Origin of the sequence: Nocardia sp. 2TAF39 (assembly GCF_052114905.1) — a bacterium.
In the GTDB taxonomy this organism is placed as follows: Bacteria; Actinomycetota; Actinomycetes; order Mycobacteriales; family Mycobacteriaceae; genus Nocardia.
The window spans coordinates 71,584-86,896 of record NZ_JBFRFQ010000024.1; the positions used below are offsets into that span (position 1 = coordinate 71,584).

Annotated in this window: 16 protein-coding genes and 1 pseudogene; 14 read left to right on the forward strand and 3 right to left on the reverse strand. The window is 69.0% G+C overall.

Translation table 11 applies throughout. The features are described 5' to 3' along the window. Window positions 1-21 precede the first annotated feature (21 nt). The 5 genes and pseudogenes from AB4Z47_RS17200 to AB4Z47_RS17220 form a co-directional block, all read left to right on the forward strand. Window positions 22-795: a crotonase/enoyl-CoA hydratase family protein gene (locus AB4Z47_RS17200; protein ID WP_441951894.1), complete on the forward strand. Its 774-nt coding sequence runs from the start codon at window positions 22-24 to the stop codon at window positions 793-795. A gap of 5 nt (window positions 796-800) precedes the next feature. Then, window positions 801-2,045: a hypothetical protein gene (locus AB4Z47_RS17205; protein WP_441951896.1), complete on the forward strand. Its 1,245-nt coding sequence runs from the start codon at window positions 801-803 to the stop codon at window positions 2,043-2,045. Between the two features lie 250 nt (window positions 2,046-2,295). After that, a complete protein-coding gene (locus tag AB4Z47_RS17210; RefSeq protein WP_441951897.1) occupies window positions 2,296-3,003 on the forward strand; it encodes an MspA family porin in 708 nt (235 codons plus the stop codon). A gap of 451 nt (window positions 3,004-3,454) precedes the next feature. Further along, window positions 3,455-4,159 carry an MspA family porin gene (locus tag AB4Z47_RS17215; RefSeq protein WP_441951899.1) on the forward strand — a complete coding sequence of 235 codons (705 nt, stop codon included), beginning with the start codon at window positions 3,455-3,457 and terminating at the stop codon, window positions 4,157-4,159. Between the two features lie 27 nt (window positions 4,160-4,186). After that, window positions 4,187-4,378: pseudogene (locus tag AB4Z47_RS17220) on the forward strand (SDR family oxidoreductase); the annotation flags it as partial. A gap of 89 nt (window positions 4,379-4,467) precedes the next feature. On the opposite strand, the gene AB4Z47_RS17225 reads toward AB4Z47_RS17220, so the two are convergent. After that, window positions 4,468-5,160 carry a pyridoxamine 5'-phosphate oxidase family protein gene (locus tag AB4Z47_RS17225; RefSeq protein WP_441951900.1) on the reverse strand — a complete coding sequence of 231 codons (693 nt, stop codon included), beginning with the start codon at window positions 5,158-5,160 and terminating at the stop codon, window positions 4,468-4,470. Window positions 5,161-5,242: 82 nt separating this feature from the next. Here AB4Z47_RS17225 and pdxR point away from each other — a divergent pair, with 82 nt between their 5' ends. From pdxR to AB4Z47_RS17245, 4 genes are read left to right on the forward strand one after another with little or no spacing between them, the layout of a single operon-like run. After that, window positions 5,243-6,628 carry a MocR-like pyridoxine biosynthesis transcription factor PdxR gene (pdxR, locus tag AB4Z47_RS17230; protein ID WP_441951902.1) on the forward strand — a complete coding sequence of 462 codons (1,386 nt, stop codon included), beginning with the start codon at window positions 5,243-5,245 and terminating at the stop codon, window positions 6,626-6,628. Next, window positions 6,625-6,870 (forward strand): DUF2630 family protein, encoded by a 246-nt coding sequence (locus AB4Z47_RS17235; RefSeq protein ID WP_441951904.1) that lies wholly within the window; start codon window positions 6,625-6,627, stop codon window positions 6,868-6,870. The genes pdxR and AB4Z47_RS17235 overlap by 4 nt, the downstream gene beginning before the upstream one ends. Window positions 6,871-6,878: 8 nt before the next feature. Next, a complete protein-coding gene (locus tag AB4Z47_RS17240; RefSeq protein ID WP_441951906.1) occupies window positions 6,879-8,315 on the forward strand; it encodes a dihydrolipoyl dehydrogenase family protein in 1,437 nt (478 codons plus the stop codon). A gap of 13 nt (window positions 8,316-8,328) precedes the next feature. Further along, window positions 8,329-9,831, forward strand: a complete 1,503-nt coding sequence (locus tag AB4Z47_RS17245; protein WP_441951908.1) for a carboxylesterase/lipase family protein — start codon at window positions 8,329-8,331, stop codon at window positions 9,829-9,831. Window positions 9,832-9,844: 13 nt separating this feature from the next. Here AB4Z47_RS17245 and AB4Z47_RS17250 read toward each other — a convergent pair whose 3' ends face one another. After that, a complete protein-coding gene (locus AB4Z47_RS17250) occupies window positions 9,845-10,714 on the reverse strand; it encodes an Fpg/Nei family DNA glycosylase (protein WP_441951909.1) in 870 nt (289 codons plus the stop codon). A 57-nt stretch (window positions 10,715-10,771) separates the two neighbouring features. Then, window positions 10,772-11,515, reverse strand: coding sequence for a precorrin-6A synthase (deacetylating) (gene cobF / locus AB4Z47_RS17255; protein ID WP_441951911.1), 744 nt, complete (start codon window positions 11,513-11,515; stop codon window positions 10,772-10,774). 44 nt (window positions 11,516-11,559) lie between these two features. Here cobF and AB4Z47_RS17260 point away from each other — a divergent pair, with 44 nt between their 5' ends. The 5 genes from AB4Z47_RS17260 to AB4Z47_RS17280 all read left to right on the forward strand — a co-directional run bounded on the left by AB4Z47_RS17260 (window position 11,560) and on the right by AB4Z47_RS17280 (window position 15,312). Further along, entirely contained in the window at window positions 11,560-12,387 is an 828-nt protein-coding gene (locus AB4Z47_RS17260) for a thymidylate synthase (RefSeq protein WP_441951912.1), read from the forward strand. Continuing rightward, window positions 12,384-12,884: a dihydrofolate reductase gene (locus tag AB4Z47_RS17265; RefSeq protein WP_441951914.1), complete on the forward strand. Its 501-nt coding sequence runs from the start codon at window positions 12,384-12,386 to the stop codon at window positions 12,882-12,884. The genes AB4Z47_RS17260 and AB4Z47_RS17265 overlap by 4 nt, the downstream gene beginning before the upstream one ends. 195 nt (window positions 12,885-13,079) lie before the next feature. Next, window positions 13,080-13,406, forward strand: a complete 327-nt coding sequence (locus AB4Z47_RS17270) for a cupin domain-containing protein (RefSeq protein ID WP_327110265.1) — start codon at window positions 13,080-13,082, stop codon at window positions 13,404-13,406. 59 nt (window positions 13,407-13,465) lie between these two features. Further along, window positions 13,466-14,515 (forward strand): Dyp-type peroxidase, encoded by a 1,050-nt coding sequence (locus AB4Z47_RS17275; RefSeq protein ID WP_441951916.1) that lies wholly within the window; start codon window positions 13,466-13,468, stop codon window positions 14,513-14,515. Beyond that, window positions 14,512-15,312 carry a family 1 encapsulin nanocompartment shell protein gene (locus AB4Z47_RS17280; RefSeq protein ID WP_441951918.1) on the forward strand — a complete coding sequence of 267 codons (801 nt, stop codon included), beginning with the start codon at window positions 14,512-14,514 and terminating at the stop codon, window positions 15,310-15,312. The genes AB4Z47_RS17275 and AB4Z47_RS17280 overlap by 4 nt, the downstream gene beginning before the upstream one ends. Window position 15,313: the final 1 nt, after the last annotated feature.

The following is a 15,313-nucleotide window of genomic DNA, read 5'->3' on the forward strand; positions in this document are numbered from 1 at the left end:
ACAAGGGTGCTTTTACGACGTATGGTCGAGCACGTGACCGTACTGATCCAACGCAACGGGCCCGTGACCACCGTGATCCTGCACCGTCCCGAGGCACGCAATGCGGTCGACGGACCGACCGCCGCCGCGCTGGCCGACGCCTTCCGCACGTTCGACGCCGACCCCGACGCGGCCGTCGCCGTGCTGTGGGGCGACGGCGGTACCTTCTGCGCGGGCGCCGACTTGAAGGGACTGGGCACCGAGCGCTCCAACCAGGTCACCGAGGACGGCGACGGCCCGATGGGACCGACCCGCATGCGACTGTCCAAACCGGTGATCGCAGCGGTCTCCGGGTTCGCGGTGGCGGGCGGGCTCGAGCTCGCGCTGTGGTGCGACCTGCGCGTCGCCGAGCAGGACAGCACCTTCGGCGTGTTCTGCCGCCGCTGGGGCGTCCCGCTGATCGACGGTGGCACCATCCGGCTGCCGCGTATCGTCGGCACCGGCCGCGCCATGGACATGGTGCTCACCGGACGTCCGGTCGGTGCCGACGAGGCGCTGCAGATGGGACTGGTGAACCGCGTGGTGCCCACCGGCGAAGCCCGCAGTGCCGCGGAAGAACTCGCCGCCGAACTGGCCACGCTGCCGCAGACCTGCCTGCGTTCGGACCGCCTGTCGCTGCTCGAACAGGACGGGATGACCGAGGAGACAGCGCTGCGCAACGAGCTCCGGCACGGCCTGACGGCGCTGGCCGACGGCGCGCTGGAGGGGGCGCAGCGATTCGCGGACGGTGCGGGCCGGCACGGCGGTCGCGCCTGAGCCCGATGGGCCACCTGACCGTCGTCGACGAGATATTCCTCCGCACCCACCGCGGGCTGGGCACTCCGGTCGCGCTACAAGGCCTGTGGCGCACGGCCGACCAGGTGGACCCGGCACTGCTGGCACGAGTCCACGACGCCTTGCGGTCGGGGCCGTTGGGACGCAGGGTGATCCGGCCGCGGGTGGCGGGAGCTCGCCGATCCTGGCAACCGAACCTCCGCGCGCTTCCGATCGCTCGCGCCGATGGCGTCCTGCCGGTCGCGGAACTACTCGACTGGGCCGACGCGCAGGGCGACGAGCTCGATCCGGAATACGGTCCCGGATGGCGGCTTTCGACGGCCACGTTGGACGACGGCGGTTCGGTCGTCTCCCTTACGTGCTCCCATGCGCTGGCCGACGGGCGTGCGCTCGCGCTCGCCGTAGACGACGCGCTGGGCGGCACCCGTGTTCAGCGACCGAATTCCGCTGTGCTGGACTCGGATTGGTCCGACGCCCGGCGCCAGTGGGCGATCGTTCTGCGCGGCACCGCCGCGGCGCTGCGTCACGGGGTACCGCGCAGGCCCGCCGCCCAGGCCCGAGACGAACAGCCGTGCACCATCGGCGGGACGATGACGCCCAGTGCGATCCTGCAGTGCTCCGCCGCCGAGTGGGATCGCGCTGCCGCGACGAGCGGCGGCACGGCCAACAGCCTGTTCATCCATCTCGTCGCGACCATGCTGTGGGACAGTGGGTTTCCGAACGAGACGATCGAAGCCAGTCTGCCCGTCGACACCCGCAACGAACCCCGCGTCGACAACGACCTCGCCATGACGCAGATCGAGATCGGCCGAGCAGACACCCCCGCGACGATCCGCATATCGGCTCGTTCGGCCTACGAGCGACGCATGTCCGCGCCGGGCGGCATGCCCGAGGAACTGCTCCAGGTGCTCCCCGACCGCTTGGCCTACGCACTGTCCAAGGGCGCGGGCGAACGAGACATCCTGTGCTCGAACATCGGAACGCTGCCCGCCTCCTTGCGCACGCTCGGCCCGCACCGCTGCACCGGGGTCGCCGCCCGCGCCATCCACCCCGGCCTCACCGCCACACGACTGCCTCGCACCCGGCTCTCGGGCTACCTGTGTCGCATCGGCGACGACTATGTGCTGAGCCTGGTCAGCCTGGACCCCGCGCGCATCGAATCCGGCGCCGCGCTCCGCGAGCTGGCGTCGAGCACGGCGACCTCCGCGGGCCTGCGGACGCACGCATGGTGAGCTCATCGCCCGGGCCCATCGTCGTTGTCGAACCGCCCGGTCTCAAGCCGACCTCAGTGATCGACGCGATGCCTACGAGCACGGAGTCCCGGTCGCGTCGGCAACTCGCCGTCGCGGCACGATTACCACCGCTGAGCTGCAGCGACCGGTAGAGTCCCAGTCCACACCCGCCGGGCGGGATCCGCGACGATGGTCGGTGCGCGAGTCCGTTCGTGAAGTTCCGTTTCGACGACCACTCGACTGGAGCGTGATGAACCGCAAGCATTCGCGTGCCCTGGCCGTGATCACGGCGGTGATGGTGGCCGCAGGCGCTGGCGTCGTCGGCGATACCGCGGCCGGTGCGGAGCCAGGGGAGATCAACTCACGCGGATTGCACCTGATCGCGTCGGTGGATTCGAACAATGCCGTATCCGCCGGCGGTGATACCCCCTTCGGAATACCGCTCACGCACGCGGTCAAGGTGTCCGGAGACTTTTCGGTCCTGCTGGACGGAGTTTCGTCGCTGCGCAGCGGGAAGATCGCCGTCGGTTATCTGATCGGCTGCGCCGTGGATCTCTCCAACGGCATCACGATAGGTATCGCCCCGTCTGCCGGCATCAACGCCTCGATCACGCCCTTCTTCGGCCTCGATTCCTCCATCAATCTGGCAATAGACGCTCCGCCCAGTATCAGCATCGGCACCAGCGTCGGTGTGTCGCCCAGCGTCGGTGTCAACGCGGGCGCCGCCTTGGCTCTGCAGGTAACTCTGGCCCCAGGCAGTGTGACCGCGGCCGTGATCGGCGAGGCAGACCTGGACAAGGATGCGACGTTCCCCTACACCTTCGCGCACACCAATACCCCTCTGAATGTCAGCTCATGCCTCCCACAAGCCTCGGCCATCCCATTCGTCACCGTCCGCGCCGACGCCACCAACGGCACTGCGCAAACGACCGGCTACGGCGCCCAATTCGTGTTCTGAAGCGGCCCGCCGAGCATCACGGGTCCAGAAAACCGGCGCTCGTTCGATACGCGGCGCAGAGAGCCGGTGTCGGCCAGGTCGACGGTTACCTCGTCGGCGTACCACGGCAAGTGGTGTTCCTGGGCGTGGTGACAGTCATTGCCGCGACTCCGCCTGGAGGTTGGCCGACGGTCGCGGAAATACTGGAAGTCGTTGCGGGGCACGATCATAGCTCTCCGGATCTCAGTGCGAAGTCCGGCGGTTCGCAAGCCGATCTCAGTGATCGACGCGATGCCTTCGAGCACCGTGTCCCGGTCGCGTCGGCAACTCGCCGTCGCGGCACGATTACCGCCACTGAGCTGCACCGACCGATAGAGTCTCCGTCCGCACACGCCGGACAGAATCCGGCCGATGGTTGGTGTGCGAGTTCATTTGCCAAGTTCCGTTTCGACGACTGCTCGACTGGAGCGCGATGAACCGCAAGTATTCGCGTGCCCTGGCCGTGATCACGGCGGTGATGGTGGCCGCAGGCGCTGGCGTCGTTGGCGATACCGCGGCCGGTGCGGAGCCAGGGGAGATCAACTCACGCGGAATGCACCTGATCGCGTCAGTGGATTCGAACAATGCCGTATCCGCCGGCGGCGATACCCCATTCGGAATACCGCTCACGCACGCGGTCAAGGTATCCGGAGACTTTTCGGTCCTCCTCGACGGAGTTTCGTCGCTGCGTGGCGGGAAGATCGCCGTCGGGTATCTGATCGGCTGCGCCGTGAGCACTTATGGCATCGGGGTAGCTATCGCCCCGGCTGTCGGCATCAACGCCTCGATCACGCCCTTCTTCGCCCTTGATTTCGGCCTCGATCTGGCGATAGACGCTCCGCCGAGCGTCGGCGTCGGCGTCGGCGTCGGTGTGGCGCCCAGCGTCGGTGTCGGCGCAGGCCTCGTCGGCGAGATCGGAGTAAGTCTCGCCCCAGGCAGTGTGACCGCGGAAGTGATCGGCGCGGCGGACCTGGACAAGGACGCGACGTTCCCCTACACCTTCGCCCACACCAATACCCCTCTGAATGTCAGCTTATGCCTCTCACAGGTCTCGGCCATACCGTTCGTCACCGTCCGCGTCGACGCAACCAACGGCACTGCGCAAACGACCGGCTACGGCACCCAATTCGTGTTTTGAAGCGACCCTGGACGCGAGTTGGGGGGCGAGGAATTGCCGTGGGATCAGGCACAGCGCCAGTTCATGACGGAATATCGTCCGCACTCGCTGATCCAGCGTCTGATCGAACCGACCGAGATCGCCGCGATGATCGTCTACCTGAGCTCTGAGTTCGCCTCGGCGACGACAGGGGGCGCCTTACGGGTCGACGGCGGCTATATCGACTCGATCCTCCCCTGAATCTTCCGGCCGGCTCCATACCCGTGCGCCACACGCCAGTCGTCGGTCGCTGACGAGCCGAGGACCGATCACCAGGCCGGGCCCACCGGTCAGCGCACCGGGACCAAGCCCGGCGCGGCGCGCTGGAGGACGTCGTCCGGGACGGCGACGCCGGGCGCGAGATCGTCGGAGTCGATCGGCTCGTCCCACACCTGGCGCACCGGAAGCACGCCGGCCCACACCTCGCCCACCTCGATATCGGCCGCGTCGTCCTTGGGGCCGCCCGTGCGGATCTTCACCGACGCCTCGGTGAGATCGAGGGCGAGCACCATCGTCGCGGCGAGTTCCTTCTTGTTCGGTGGCCGGACCCGCGACCAGGCACCCGGTGCGGCGTGTTCGACAACCATCCGGAGCCCGTGCAGCCGCTCCGCGGGATCGGTCACTTCCACCGCGCGGCCGAGCACCACCGCGGAGCGGTAGTTCATCGAGAAGTGCATTGCCGAACGCGCGTAGATGACGCCGTCGACCAGGGTTACCGCCACCGAGATGTCATTCGCGACCGCCGCGCGCAGGTTCCCGGCGCCGGTCGAGCCGTGCAGATAGAGCGTGTCGCCGTCGCGTCCGTAGGCGGTCGGCAGCACCACCGGCGTGCCATCGAGCAGCACACCGAGGTGGCAGATCAGCCCGGCGTCGAGCACGGCGTCCAGGTCGGCCCGATCGGTCCGTGCGCGATCGGTCAACCGGGTCGGTGTGCTGCGCGGCGTCGGGGAGAGTGGAGTCCGGGAGCTGGCTGGTTCGGTCATATTCCCAGCATCGGTTCGCAAGTGGCATTATTGAAGTACCAATCCGGCGAAATATTGAGAGTCCACTTTGCGGAGGTGCCCGATGCTGGACGAACTGCCCCTCGACCTGGATCGCGATCGGCCGGAACCACTGTCCGTCCAGGTCGCCGACGGGCTGCGGCATGCGGCGACCACCGGCCTGCTGCACAGCGGCGACCGGCTGCCGTCGTCCCGCGCGCTGGCCGGTCGGCTCGGCGTGAGCCGCACCGTAGTGGCCGCCGCCTACGACCAGCTGCACGCGGAGGGCTGGATCAGCGGCAAGCGCGGCTCCGGCACCTACCTGACCACCGCACCGGCCGCCATGCCCGTGCGCGCCGTCGAACCAGGTGGCACGGACGCCGAGCGGCATCTGTTCGACCTGGGCCCCGGCGCCCCGTGCACCGAGACCATCGATCCGGCCGCGTGGCGCCGTGCCTGGCGCGCCGCCGCCGACCATTCCCCGCTGGTGCGCAAAGACCGCGCGGGCGAAGCGGAATTCCACACGGCGGTCACCGAACACCTGCTGCGCCACCGCGGTCTCGGCGCGGGCAGCGACACGGTGCTGCTCGCCACCGCCGGAACCAGTTCCGCCGTTGGCGAACTGGCCGCCGCCCTGCTGCGTCCCGGTGCTGCTGTCGCAATGGAGGACCCTGGCTACCAGCGGGCGGTGGGGGCGTTCGCCGCGGCGGGCGTTCGCGTCCTTCCGGTTCCGGTGGATGCACATGGCCTACGGGTCGATCTGCTGCCTGCCGAGGCAAAGGCCGTGTATTGCACACCGGCACACCAGTTTCCACTCGGCGCGCGGATGCCCGCGGCTCGCCGGGTCGATCTGGTCGAGCACGCCAGACGATCCGGGATCTTCGTCATCGAAGACGACTACGACGGCGAATTGCGCTACGACACCGCGCCGCTGCCGCTGCTCGCCACCATGGCTCCGGATGTCGTCGTCCATCTCGGCACGACGAGCAAGATCCTGTCCCCGAGCCTCGGCGTCGGGTGGCTGCTGGCCGCACCGGAGATCGCGGCGGCGGTGCTCGCCCATCGTGAGCGCACCGGCACCGGCCCGAGCCCTGCGGGCCAGCGCGTGCTCGCGGCCTTCGCCGCGCATGGCGATCTGGCCAGGCACCTGCGCAGATTGCGCCGCGCGCTGCCGCCACGCCGCGCACTGATCGTGACCGAGCTGCGCCGCCGCGGGCTCGGGGTCGTCGGCGACGACGCCGGTTCCCATGTCGTCGTCCTGGTGGATTCAGCGGAGAGCGAGGAGCGCGCCGTCGCCGCGGGACAGGCGCGCGGCATCGCGCTCGACGGCCTGGCCAGGCATCACCTGGGGCCACGCCGCGACCACTTCGGTGTCGCGCTCGGCTACACCGCACTGTCCTGGTCGGAGCTGGTTGCCGCCGTCCCGATCGCCGCCGAGTGCCTCGCTCGGCCCGTAGCATGGTCCGCATGAGCGAACAGGACATCTTGGCGCGCATCAAGGAACTGGTCGACCAGGAGCACCAGCTGCGCTCGCAGGCCACTCGCGGTCAGCTGGATCCGAAGACCGAACGGCAGCGCCTCGCCGAACTCGAGGTGATGCTGGATCAGGCATGGGACCTGCTGCGGCATCGCAGGGCCCGGGTCGACTTGGGCGAGGCCGCGGACGGCGTGCAAGCCAATTCCGTGTCGCAGGTCGAGGGCTACCTGCAGTAGCGGCCGCCATGTCGAGCACACCCATCGAATACGACGTCATCGTGATCGGTGGAGGGCCCGCAGGCGAGAACGCCGCCGCGTACGCCATCGCGGGAAGCGACCGCACGGCGGCCATCGTCGAGCGCGAACTCGTCGGCGGCGAATGTTCCTACTGGGCCTGCATTCCGAGCAAGGCGCTCCTGCGGCCGGGCCACGTGCTGGCGGGCGCACGGTCGATGCCGGGCGTCTCCGCCGCCGGACTCGATGTCGCGGCCGTGTTGCGCCGACGCGACGCGTTCGTCCACGACCACGACGACTCCACTCAGGTCGACTGGGCGAAGCACAACCGCATCGAGGTCGTGCGCGGCACCGGCCGCCTGGCCGGGGAGCGCCTCGTCGAGGTCGACGGGCGGCAGCTGCGCGCCAGGCATGCCGTGGTGCTGGCCACCGGCACCACCGCCAATGTCCCCGACGTGCCCGGCCTGCGCAGCGCGCTGCCGTGGATCTCCCGCGACGTCACCAACCTGCACGAGGTCCCGCGCCGGGTCGCCGTCGTCGGCGGCGGCGTGGTGGCCTCCGAGGCGGCGACCTGGCTGGCCGCACTCGGCGCCGAGGTCACGCTGCTCGTGCGCGGCTCGGCCCTGCTGGCCTCGGCCGAGCCGTTCGCGGGCGAACGGGTGGCGGCGGCGCTGACCGAGGCGGGCGTGCGGGTGCGGTTCGGGACAGCGCCGAGCGCCGTCGAGCGCCCTGCGGCCAAGGACACCGGCGAGGGGTGGATCCACGGCGGTCCGGCCACCGTCCGGTTGCGTGGCCCGCAGGGCGAGTCGGAGATCGACGTGGACGAGATCGTGGTGGCGGCCGGACGCGCACCCGCCACCGAACGGCTGGGCCTTGCGGCGGTCGGCCTGCCCGACGGTTACGTGGCGGTGGACGACCATCTCACCGTGCGTGGCGTCGAGGGCGACTGGCTGTATGCGATCGGCGACGTGAACCATCGCGCGGCACTCACGCATATGGGCAAGTACCAGGCCAGGGTGTGCGGCGACGTGATCGGGGCGCGAGCCGAAGGCAAACCGCTGGACGACGGGAGGTTCGTCGCGAGTTCCGACCACGGCCGAGTGCCGCAGGTGGTGTTCACCGCACCCGAGGTCGCCTCCATCGGGCTGACCGAGGCCGCGGCCAGGAACGCGGGCCATGCGGTGGAGACCGTGGACCTCGACATCGCGGTGGCCGGATCGTCCCTGGCACGCGACGACTACGCAGGCCACGCGAAGCTGGTGCTCGACAGCGCCACCGACACCCTGCTCGGCGCCACGTTCGTCGGCCCTGACGTCGGTGAGCAGCTGCACGCGGCGACCATCGCGGTGGTGGGCCGGGTACCACTGGCGACGCTATGGCACGCGGTGCCGGCTTTCCCCGCCGTGAGCGAGTTCTGGTTGCGCCTGTTGGAAGCGCGGCGCGGGTAGCTACCATCGGTGGATGACAGACATCACGACCGCCGACGGAGTCGTCCGGGGTCGCCGCGGCCGCCGTGTAGCACGCTGGCGCTCCATTCCCTACGCGGCCCCTCCGGTGGGGGACCTGCGGTTTCGCGCTCCGCAGCCGGTCGAGCCGTGGTCCGGTGTTCGGGAGGCCACCGCGTTCACCTCCGCCGCGATGCAGCACCGCTCCGGATCGCGGCTCGGACCGCGCACCTACCAGCCGACCAGCGAGGACGCGCTGACACTGAATGTCACCGCGCCCGCGACCTCCGCCGCGACCCCGCGTCCGGTGCTGGTCTTCATCCATGGCGGCGGCTATCTGACCGGCACCTCCGCGCTGGCGCTGTACTCCGGGGCGCGGCTGGCGGTGCGCGGCGACGTAGTCGTGGTGTCGCTGAACTACCGGCTCGGCGCGTTCGGCTACGTCGACTTCGGCGAATTCGGCACGCCGGAACACCCGTTCGACGCCAATCTCGGGCTGCGCGACCAGGTCGCCGCGCTGGAATGGGTACGCACCAACATCACGGCTTTCGGCGGAGACCCGGACAATGTGACGATCTTCGGCGAGTCGGCGGGTGCGCACGCCGTGCTCGGCCTCCTCGCCACACCCGCGGCGAAGGGTCTGTTCCATCAGGCCATCTCGCAGAGCCCGCCGGCGGACTGGGCGATGACGGTCGCCGAAGCCCGCTCCTTCGCTCGCCGCTGCGTCGAGGCGCTCGGTGCTACGCCGGACACCGCGGCCACCGCGCTGCGCACCGCGAGCGCAAACGACATCCGCCGCGCGGTCGACCGCACCCTCAACCGGGTGCTGCGGGAAAAGCCCGGCCTGTTCCCCGTCTGTCCGGTCGTGGACGGCGACTTTCTGCCACGCGCGCCGACCGACGCGATCGCCGAGGGCACCGCCCACCGTGTGCCGCTGATCATCGGAACGAACCGGGACGAAGGCACCCTGTTCGCGAGGTTCATCGACGAGCTGCCGACCACGCCGGATCGGCTGCGCGCGGCGCTCGCTCACTCCGGCGATGGCGCCGAATCCCGTATCGCCGCAGCGTATTCCGACTACCCGCGACCGAAGGCGGCGGTGCGAGCCGGCGGCGACTTCACCTTCTGGCGTCCTTCGGTGGCCGTGATGGAGGGCCATAGCCGCTACGCCCCGACCTACGCCTACCGCTACGACTTCGCCCCGCGTGCACTACATCTCGCCGGGCTCGGCGCCACCCACGCGACCGAACTCATCCCGGTCTTCGGCGGCGGGGACTCACCCTTCGTCCGCGCCCTCACTGCCGCGGGCGGTCGGCGCGGACTGCTCGCCGTCACCGACCAGTGCCAGGACAACTGGCTGGCGTTCGCCCGCACCGGCACACCGCTACCCTCTTGGCCCGCCTATACCGAGGCCCGCAGGACCACCCTGGTCATCGATTACCCCACTCGGCTGGAACACGATCCCGACAAGGCCAAACGTCTCGCTTGGCAAGGTGTTCGGGTACCGACCCTGATCTGATCGACGCGGTCCGCTACTTCAGCAACCGCGACATCCGCCGGTCGGCTAGCACCTTGCCGCCGGTCTGACAGGTCGGGCAGTACTGGAACGACCGTTCGGCGTAGGAGACCTCGCGGACATTGTCGCCGCAGACCGGGCACGGCTGCCCGGTCCGGGCGTGTACCCGCATGCCGGAACGCTTCTCGCCCTTGAGTCGGGCGGCGTCCTGGCCGACCGACCGCCGCACCGCGTCGGTGAGTACGTCACGCGTGGCCGAATAGAGCTCGGCGACCTTGTCGGCGCCCAGCGTCTTCGTATTCGCGAACGGAGAGATCCGCGCGGTGTGCAAAATCTCGTCGGAGTAGGCGTTGCCGATTCCCGCCAGCAACGACTGGTCGACGATCGCGGTCTTGATCCGCTGCGAGGTGCCGCGCAGGATCTCGGCGAACTGCGCTTCGGTCACCTCGAGCGCGTCCGGGCCGAGCCGGGCTATGCCGGGCACCATCTTGGGATCCTCGACGACATACACCGCCAAACGCTTCTTCGTGCCCGCCTCGGTCAGGTCGAAGGCCGGCGTCGCGCCCTCCGGGGTGAAGAAATGCACCCGCAGCGCGAGCGGGCTCTTGCCACCCGGCTTCGGCGGCGTCTGACTGGGTTCGTCGATCCAGCGCAGCCACCCGCCGCGCGACAGGTGCGTGACGAGCCACAACCCACCACATTCCATGCCGAGAAACTTGCCCCACCGGCCCGCCCCGGTGACATCCCGGCCGGAGAGCGCCGTCACGGGAGGCTCGAACGTCTTGACCGCGCTCAGCGCGGCCACATCAACACGCCCCACCACGGCGCCGACCGCGTGTTCCCGCAGGAACTGCGCCAACGCCTCCACTTCCGGTAGCTCGGGCACTGGTCCAGATTACCCAGGCCCACCGACAACCTGCCGGTTCTCGACACGGCGGGTGCCCTACCCGCGGCGGCGCAGCAGATAGATGTCCATGATCCAGCCCTTGCGGTCACGCAGTTCGGTGCGGCGGCGGACGATCTCGTCCCGCACCTCGGACAGCGGGCCTTCGATCAGCGTCTCGTCGGGCATGCCGAGGTAAGCGCCCCACCAGATGTGCACGTCGTCGCCGGGTATCACGGTAAACGCACAGTCGCCGTCCAACATCACCAGCGTGCCCTCGGCGCCGAGCCCCTCCGCACGCAAACGACGCCCGGTGGTGATGTGCACCGGTTCACCGATACCGTGCAGCACGATGCGATGACGCGCGGCCAACATCTGCGCGCTGGTGATTCCGGGTATCACCTCATAGTCGAAGGTCACCGCGCCGCGCGCGAGCACCCGCTCGACCATCCGCAGTGTGCTGTCGTACAGGGCGGGATCACCCCACACCAGAATGCCGCCGACGCCCTCGACCTCGGCGAAAGCCGACTCCAGCAGCGCGGACCTGCGGTCGTGCCAATCCTCGACGACGCCCTGGTAGTCGATGGGTGTGCGATCCCGCGGCGGGTCGGCGATCGGCACGATCCGGTACGGACGGTCCATGTGCTCGTCCAGGATCGCGGTCCGCACATCGACCAGCTCCTGCTTGGCCTCGCCCTTGCCGATGACGAAGAACGCCTCGACCCGCCGCATCGCCTTGACGGCCTGCATGGTGACGTGGTCGGGATCACCGGCGCCGATGCCGATCACGTAGAGCTTGCGCATGCGGGCGAGCTTGCCAGGTCGGCCGAAGACTAGAGTTGCCAGGCGTGGCCCCTGACTCGCTTCACCCGGCTTCCACCCCCGACAGCCAGTACGAGGACCTGCTCCGGCTGGTGTTGACGTCCGGCACCAAGAAGGCGGACCGCACGGGGACCGGAACCCGGAGCATCTTCGGCCATCAGCTGCGCTACGACCTCGCCGCGGGGTTCCCGCTGATCACCACGAAGAAAGTCCACCTGAAGTCGATCGTCTACGAGTTGCTGTGGTTCCTGCGCGGCGACTCCAACGTCGGCTGGCTGCACAAGCACGGCGTCACCATCTGGGACGAATGGGCCGACGCTCACGGCGAACTCGGCCCGGTATACGGCGTGCAGTGGCGATCGTGGCCGACGCCGGACGGCACCCATATCGATCAGATCGCCCAGGTGCTGCACACCCTGCGCACCAACCCGGATTCGCGGCGCATCCTCGTCTCCGCGTGGAACGTGGCCGAGCTGGACAAGATGGCGCTTGCTCCCTGCCACGCGTTCTTCCAGTTCCACGTGGCCGACGGCAAGCTGTCCTGCCAGCTCTACCAGCGCAGCGCCGACCTGTTTCTCGGCGTCCCGTTCAATATCGCCAGCTATGCGCTGCTCACCCACATGGTCGCCCAGCAGACCGAGCTGGAGCCCGGCGACTTCATCTGGACCGGCGGCGACTGCCACATCTACGACAACCACGTCGAGCAGGTCACCGAGCAGCTCGGCCGCGACCCCTACCCGTTCCCGACGCTACGGCTGCGGCCCGCGCCGACGCTGTTCGACTACCGCTACGAGGACGTGGAAGTGGTTGGCTACCAGCATCATCCGGCCATCAAAGCCCCGGTGGCAGTGTGACCCGCACAATCGGACTGATCTGGGCGCAGAGCCGTGGTGGGGTAATCGGTTTCCGGAACGCCATTCCCTGGCGCGTGCCCGAGGACATGGCGAACTTCAAGGACGTCACCTGGGGTCATCCCGTGGTGATGGGCCGACGGACCTGGGATTCGCTGCCGCCGAGATTCCGGCCGCTGACCGGTCGTCGCAACATCGTGGTTACCAGGCAGTCCGACTGGGCGGCCGAGGGCGCCGAGCGCGCCGCGTCGGTGCCCGAGGCGCTGACGCGGTGCGCCCCCGCCACCGTGTGGGTCGCCGGTGGCGGCGAGATCTACCGCGCCGCCATGGACTTCGCGACCGATCTGCGCGTCACCGAGATCGACGCCACCGTCGAGGGTGACGCCTACGCGCCGCCGATCGGACCGGAATGGGAGCCGGATGAACCGGAACCCTGGCGCACCTCGAAGAGCGGATTTCGCTTCCGCATCCGCCACTACACTCGCGGGCGATCCGGCTGATCGGATGCCACATCGCGGGCGGTGTCGACCATGGTGGAACACGCCGGACTGCGGCCCGGCCGGTCAAACACAACCCGCGCAGCGGTGGTCTCGGGCATACTCCTCGATATGTGGTGGCCGGACCTCGGTCCGTCCGCCCGCCTCGAGCCGTTGCCACCAGCCCGGCATCGGCTGGTGATCTGCGAAAGGCAGTCCATGGACAAAAAATCGCTGACTGCGGTCGCTCGCCAACAACTGAAGTTGGCTGCCACCGCTACGAGCGGACGTAGCTCACAAACCATCTATGGCGGTCACACGCATTCCCTGCGGCAAACGGTGGTCGGCCTGTCGGCCGGGCAGAGCCTGGCCGAGCACGACAACGCGGGCGATGCCACCCTGCTGGTACTCAGCGGCACACTGACCCTGATCAGCGGCACCGACGAATGGAAGGGCTCGGCGGGCGACCTGCTCGTGGTGCCCAAGGCACGCCACAGCGTCAAGGCCGTCGACGACGTCGCCTTCCTGCTGACGGTGGCGAAGTAACAGCTACGCGGTGCGTCCCTGCCCGCCGGTCCGACGGGCAGGGCATTAGTCTGTCGATCATGGGTGAGCCGCAGCCGATCCTCGAACCGCTCACACCGGCCGCGATCTTCCTTGTCGCGACCATCGACGAAGGCGGCGAAGCGGCGGTGCGCGATCTGCTCGCCGACATCACCGGCCTGCGCCGCTCTGTGGGATTCCGGCTGGCGGGCGCCGGGCTCACCTGCATCACCTCGATCGGCTCCGCCGCGTGGGACCGGCTCTTCGCAGGAGCGAAACCCGCTGAGCTGCACGAATTCCCCGGCTTCGTAGGTGAGCACCACACCGCGCCCGCTACACCGGGCGACCTGCTGTTCCACATCAAAGGCGAGACACAGGACGCCTGCTTCGAGCTGGCCATGGCGATCGGCGACCGGCTCGCCGGCGCGGCGACAATCGTCGACGAGACGGTGGGCTTCCGCTACTTCGAGCAGCGCGACCTGCTCGGCTTCGTCGACGGCACCGAGAACCCGGAGGGCCGCGCGGCCGTCTCCGCCGCGCTGGTCGGCGACGAGGATCCGGAGTTCGCGGGCAGCAGCTACGTCATCGTGCAGAAGTACACGCACCCGCTTGCGGACTGGCGCGCGCTGTCGGTCGAGGAGCAAGAGCGCGTGATCGGCCGGACCAAGTTGGACGACTTCGAGCTCTCCGATGCGGACAAACCCGCCGACTCGCACGTCGCGGTCAACACGCTCGTTGATCCGGACGGCACCGAGCGCCAGATCCTGCGCGGCAACATGCCCTTCGGCAGCGTGCGCGACGGCGAGTTCGGAACCTACTACATCGCCTACGCGGCCACCCCGAGTGTTACCGAACGTATGCTCACCCGCATGTTCCTCGGCACCGAAGATGCCGCCTACGACCGCATCCTCGACTTCTCCATCGCCGTCACCGGCACCTCGTTCTTCACCCCGACCATCGATTTCCTCGACGATCTTCCGCCCGCACCGTGGGAAACGGAGAAATCCGGGGAATCCGTCGGCGCCGATGGGGCAGGTCTGTCCGGCATCGACGCGGTTTCCGGCGACGGCGCCCTCGGTATCGGCACGTTGAAAAGGAGCACTCGGTCATGAACAACCTCCATCGCGAACTGGCACCGATCACGTCCGAGGCATGGGCGGCCATCGAAGAGGAGGCCACGCGCACCTTCAAGCGGCACATCGCGGGCCGCCGCGTCGTCGACCTGTCCGGCCCGCACGGCACCGACTACTCCGCTGTCGGCACCGGCCACACCACGCCGATCGCGGCGCCGGACGAAGGGGTGCTGGCCCGCCAGCGCGTAGTCGCTCCCCTGGTGGAACTGCGGGTACCGTTCACGCTCTCCCGCGCGGAACTCGACAACGTCGAGCGCGGCGCCCAGGATACCGATCTGGACCCGGTGAAGGACGCCGCGAAGAAGATCGCGTTCGCCGAGGATCGCGCGATCTTCGAGGGTTATCCGGCCGCGACCATCACCGGTGTCCGGGCGCGTTCGTCCAACCAGCCGATCACGCTGCCCACCGACACCCGGCTGGTGCCGGAGGCCGTCGCGCAGGCGCTGAGTGCCCTGCGGCTGGCCGGTGTCGACGGACCGTACTCGGTGCTGCTGAGCGCCGACCTGTACACCGAGGTCAGCGAGACCTCCGACCATGGGCACATGATTCGCACCCACATCGAACGCCTGATTCCGGAGGGCGAGATCATCTGGGCGCCCGCCATCAGCGGCGCGGTCGTGCTCACCACCCGCGGCGGCGACTTCGATCTACGCATCGGCCAAGACCTCTCCATCGGCTATCTGTCGCACGACGCGGAGACCGTCCAGCTCTACTTCCAGCAGAGCCTGACCTTCCTGGTGTACACCGCCGAGGCCGCGGTCGCGCTGACGTCCTGAG

What these genes read in the sequence shown, in the direction of transcription:
- AB4Z47_RS17215 (WP_441951899.1), top strand. Translation starts at nt 3,455, where the DNA reads ATGAACCGCAAGTATTCGCGTGCCCTGGCCGTGATCACGGCGGTGATG.
- AB4Z47_RS17270 (WP_327110265.1), top strand. Translation starts at nt 13,080, where the DNA reads ATGGACAAAAAATCGCTGACTGCGGTCGCTCGCCAACAACTGAAGTTG.
- AB4Z47_RS17210 (WP_441951897.1), top strand. Translation starts at nt 2,296, where the DNA reads ATGAACCGCAAGCATTCGCGTGCCCTGGCCGTGATCACGGCGGTGATG.
- cobF (WP_441951911.1), bottom strand. Translation starts at nt 11,515, where the DNA reads ATGCGCAAGCTCTACGTGATCGGCATCGGCGCCGGTGATCCCGACCAC.
- AB4Z47_RS17235 (WP_441951904.1), top strand. Translation starts at nt 6,625, where the DNA reads ATGAGCGAACAGGACATCTTGGCGCGCATCAAGGAACTGGTCGACCAG.
- AB4Z47_RS17280 (WP_441951918.1), top strand. Translation starts at nt 14,512, where the DNA reads ATGAACAACCTCCATCGCGAACTGGCACCGATCACGTCCGAGGCATGG.
- AB4Z47_RS17245 (WP_441951908.1), top strand. Translation starts at nt 8,329, where the DNA reads ATGACAGACATCACGACCGCCGACGGAGTCGTCCGGGGTCGCCGCGGC.
- AB4Z47_RS17225 (WP_441951900.1), bottom strand. Translation starts at nt 5,160, where the DNA reads ATGACCGAACCAGCCAGCTCCCGGACTCCACTCTCCCCGACGCCGCGC.
- AB4Z47_RS17275 (WP_441951916.1), top strand. Translation starts at nt 13,466, where the DNA reads ATGGGTGAGCCGCAGCCGATCCTCGAACCGCTCACACCGGCCGCGATC.
- AB4Z47_RS17205 (WP_441951896.1), top strand. Translation starts at nt 801, where the DNA reads ATGGGCCACCTGACCGTCGTCGACGAGATATTCCTCCGCACCCACCGC.
- AB4Z47_RS17200 (WP_441951894.1), top strand. Translation starts at nt 22, where the DNA reads ATGGTCGAGCACGTGACCGTACTGATCCAACGCAACGGGCCCGTGACC.
- AB4Z47_RS17240 (WP_441951906.1), top strand. Translation starts at nt 6,879, where the DNA reads ATGTCGAGCACACCCATCGAATACGACGTCATCGTGATCGGTGGAGGG.
- pdxR (WP_441951902.1), top strand. Translation starts at nt 5,243, where the DNA reads ATGCTGGACGAACTGCCCCTCGACCTGGATCGCGATCGGCCGGAACCA.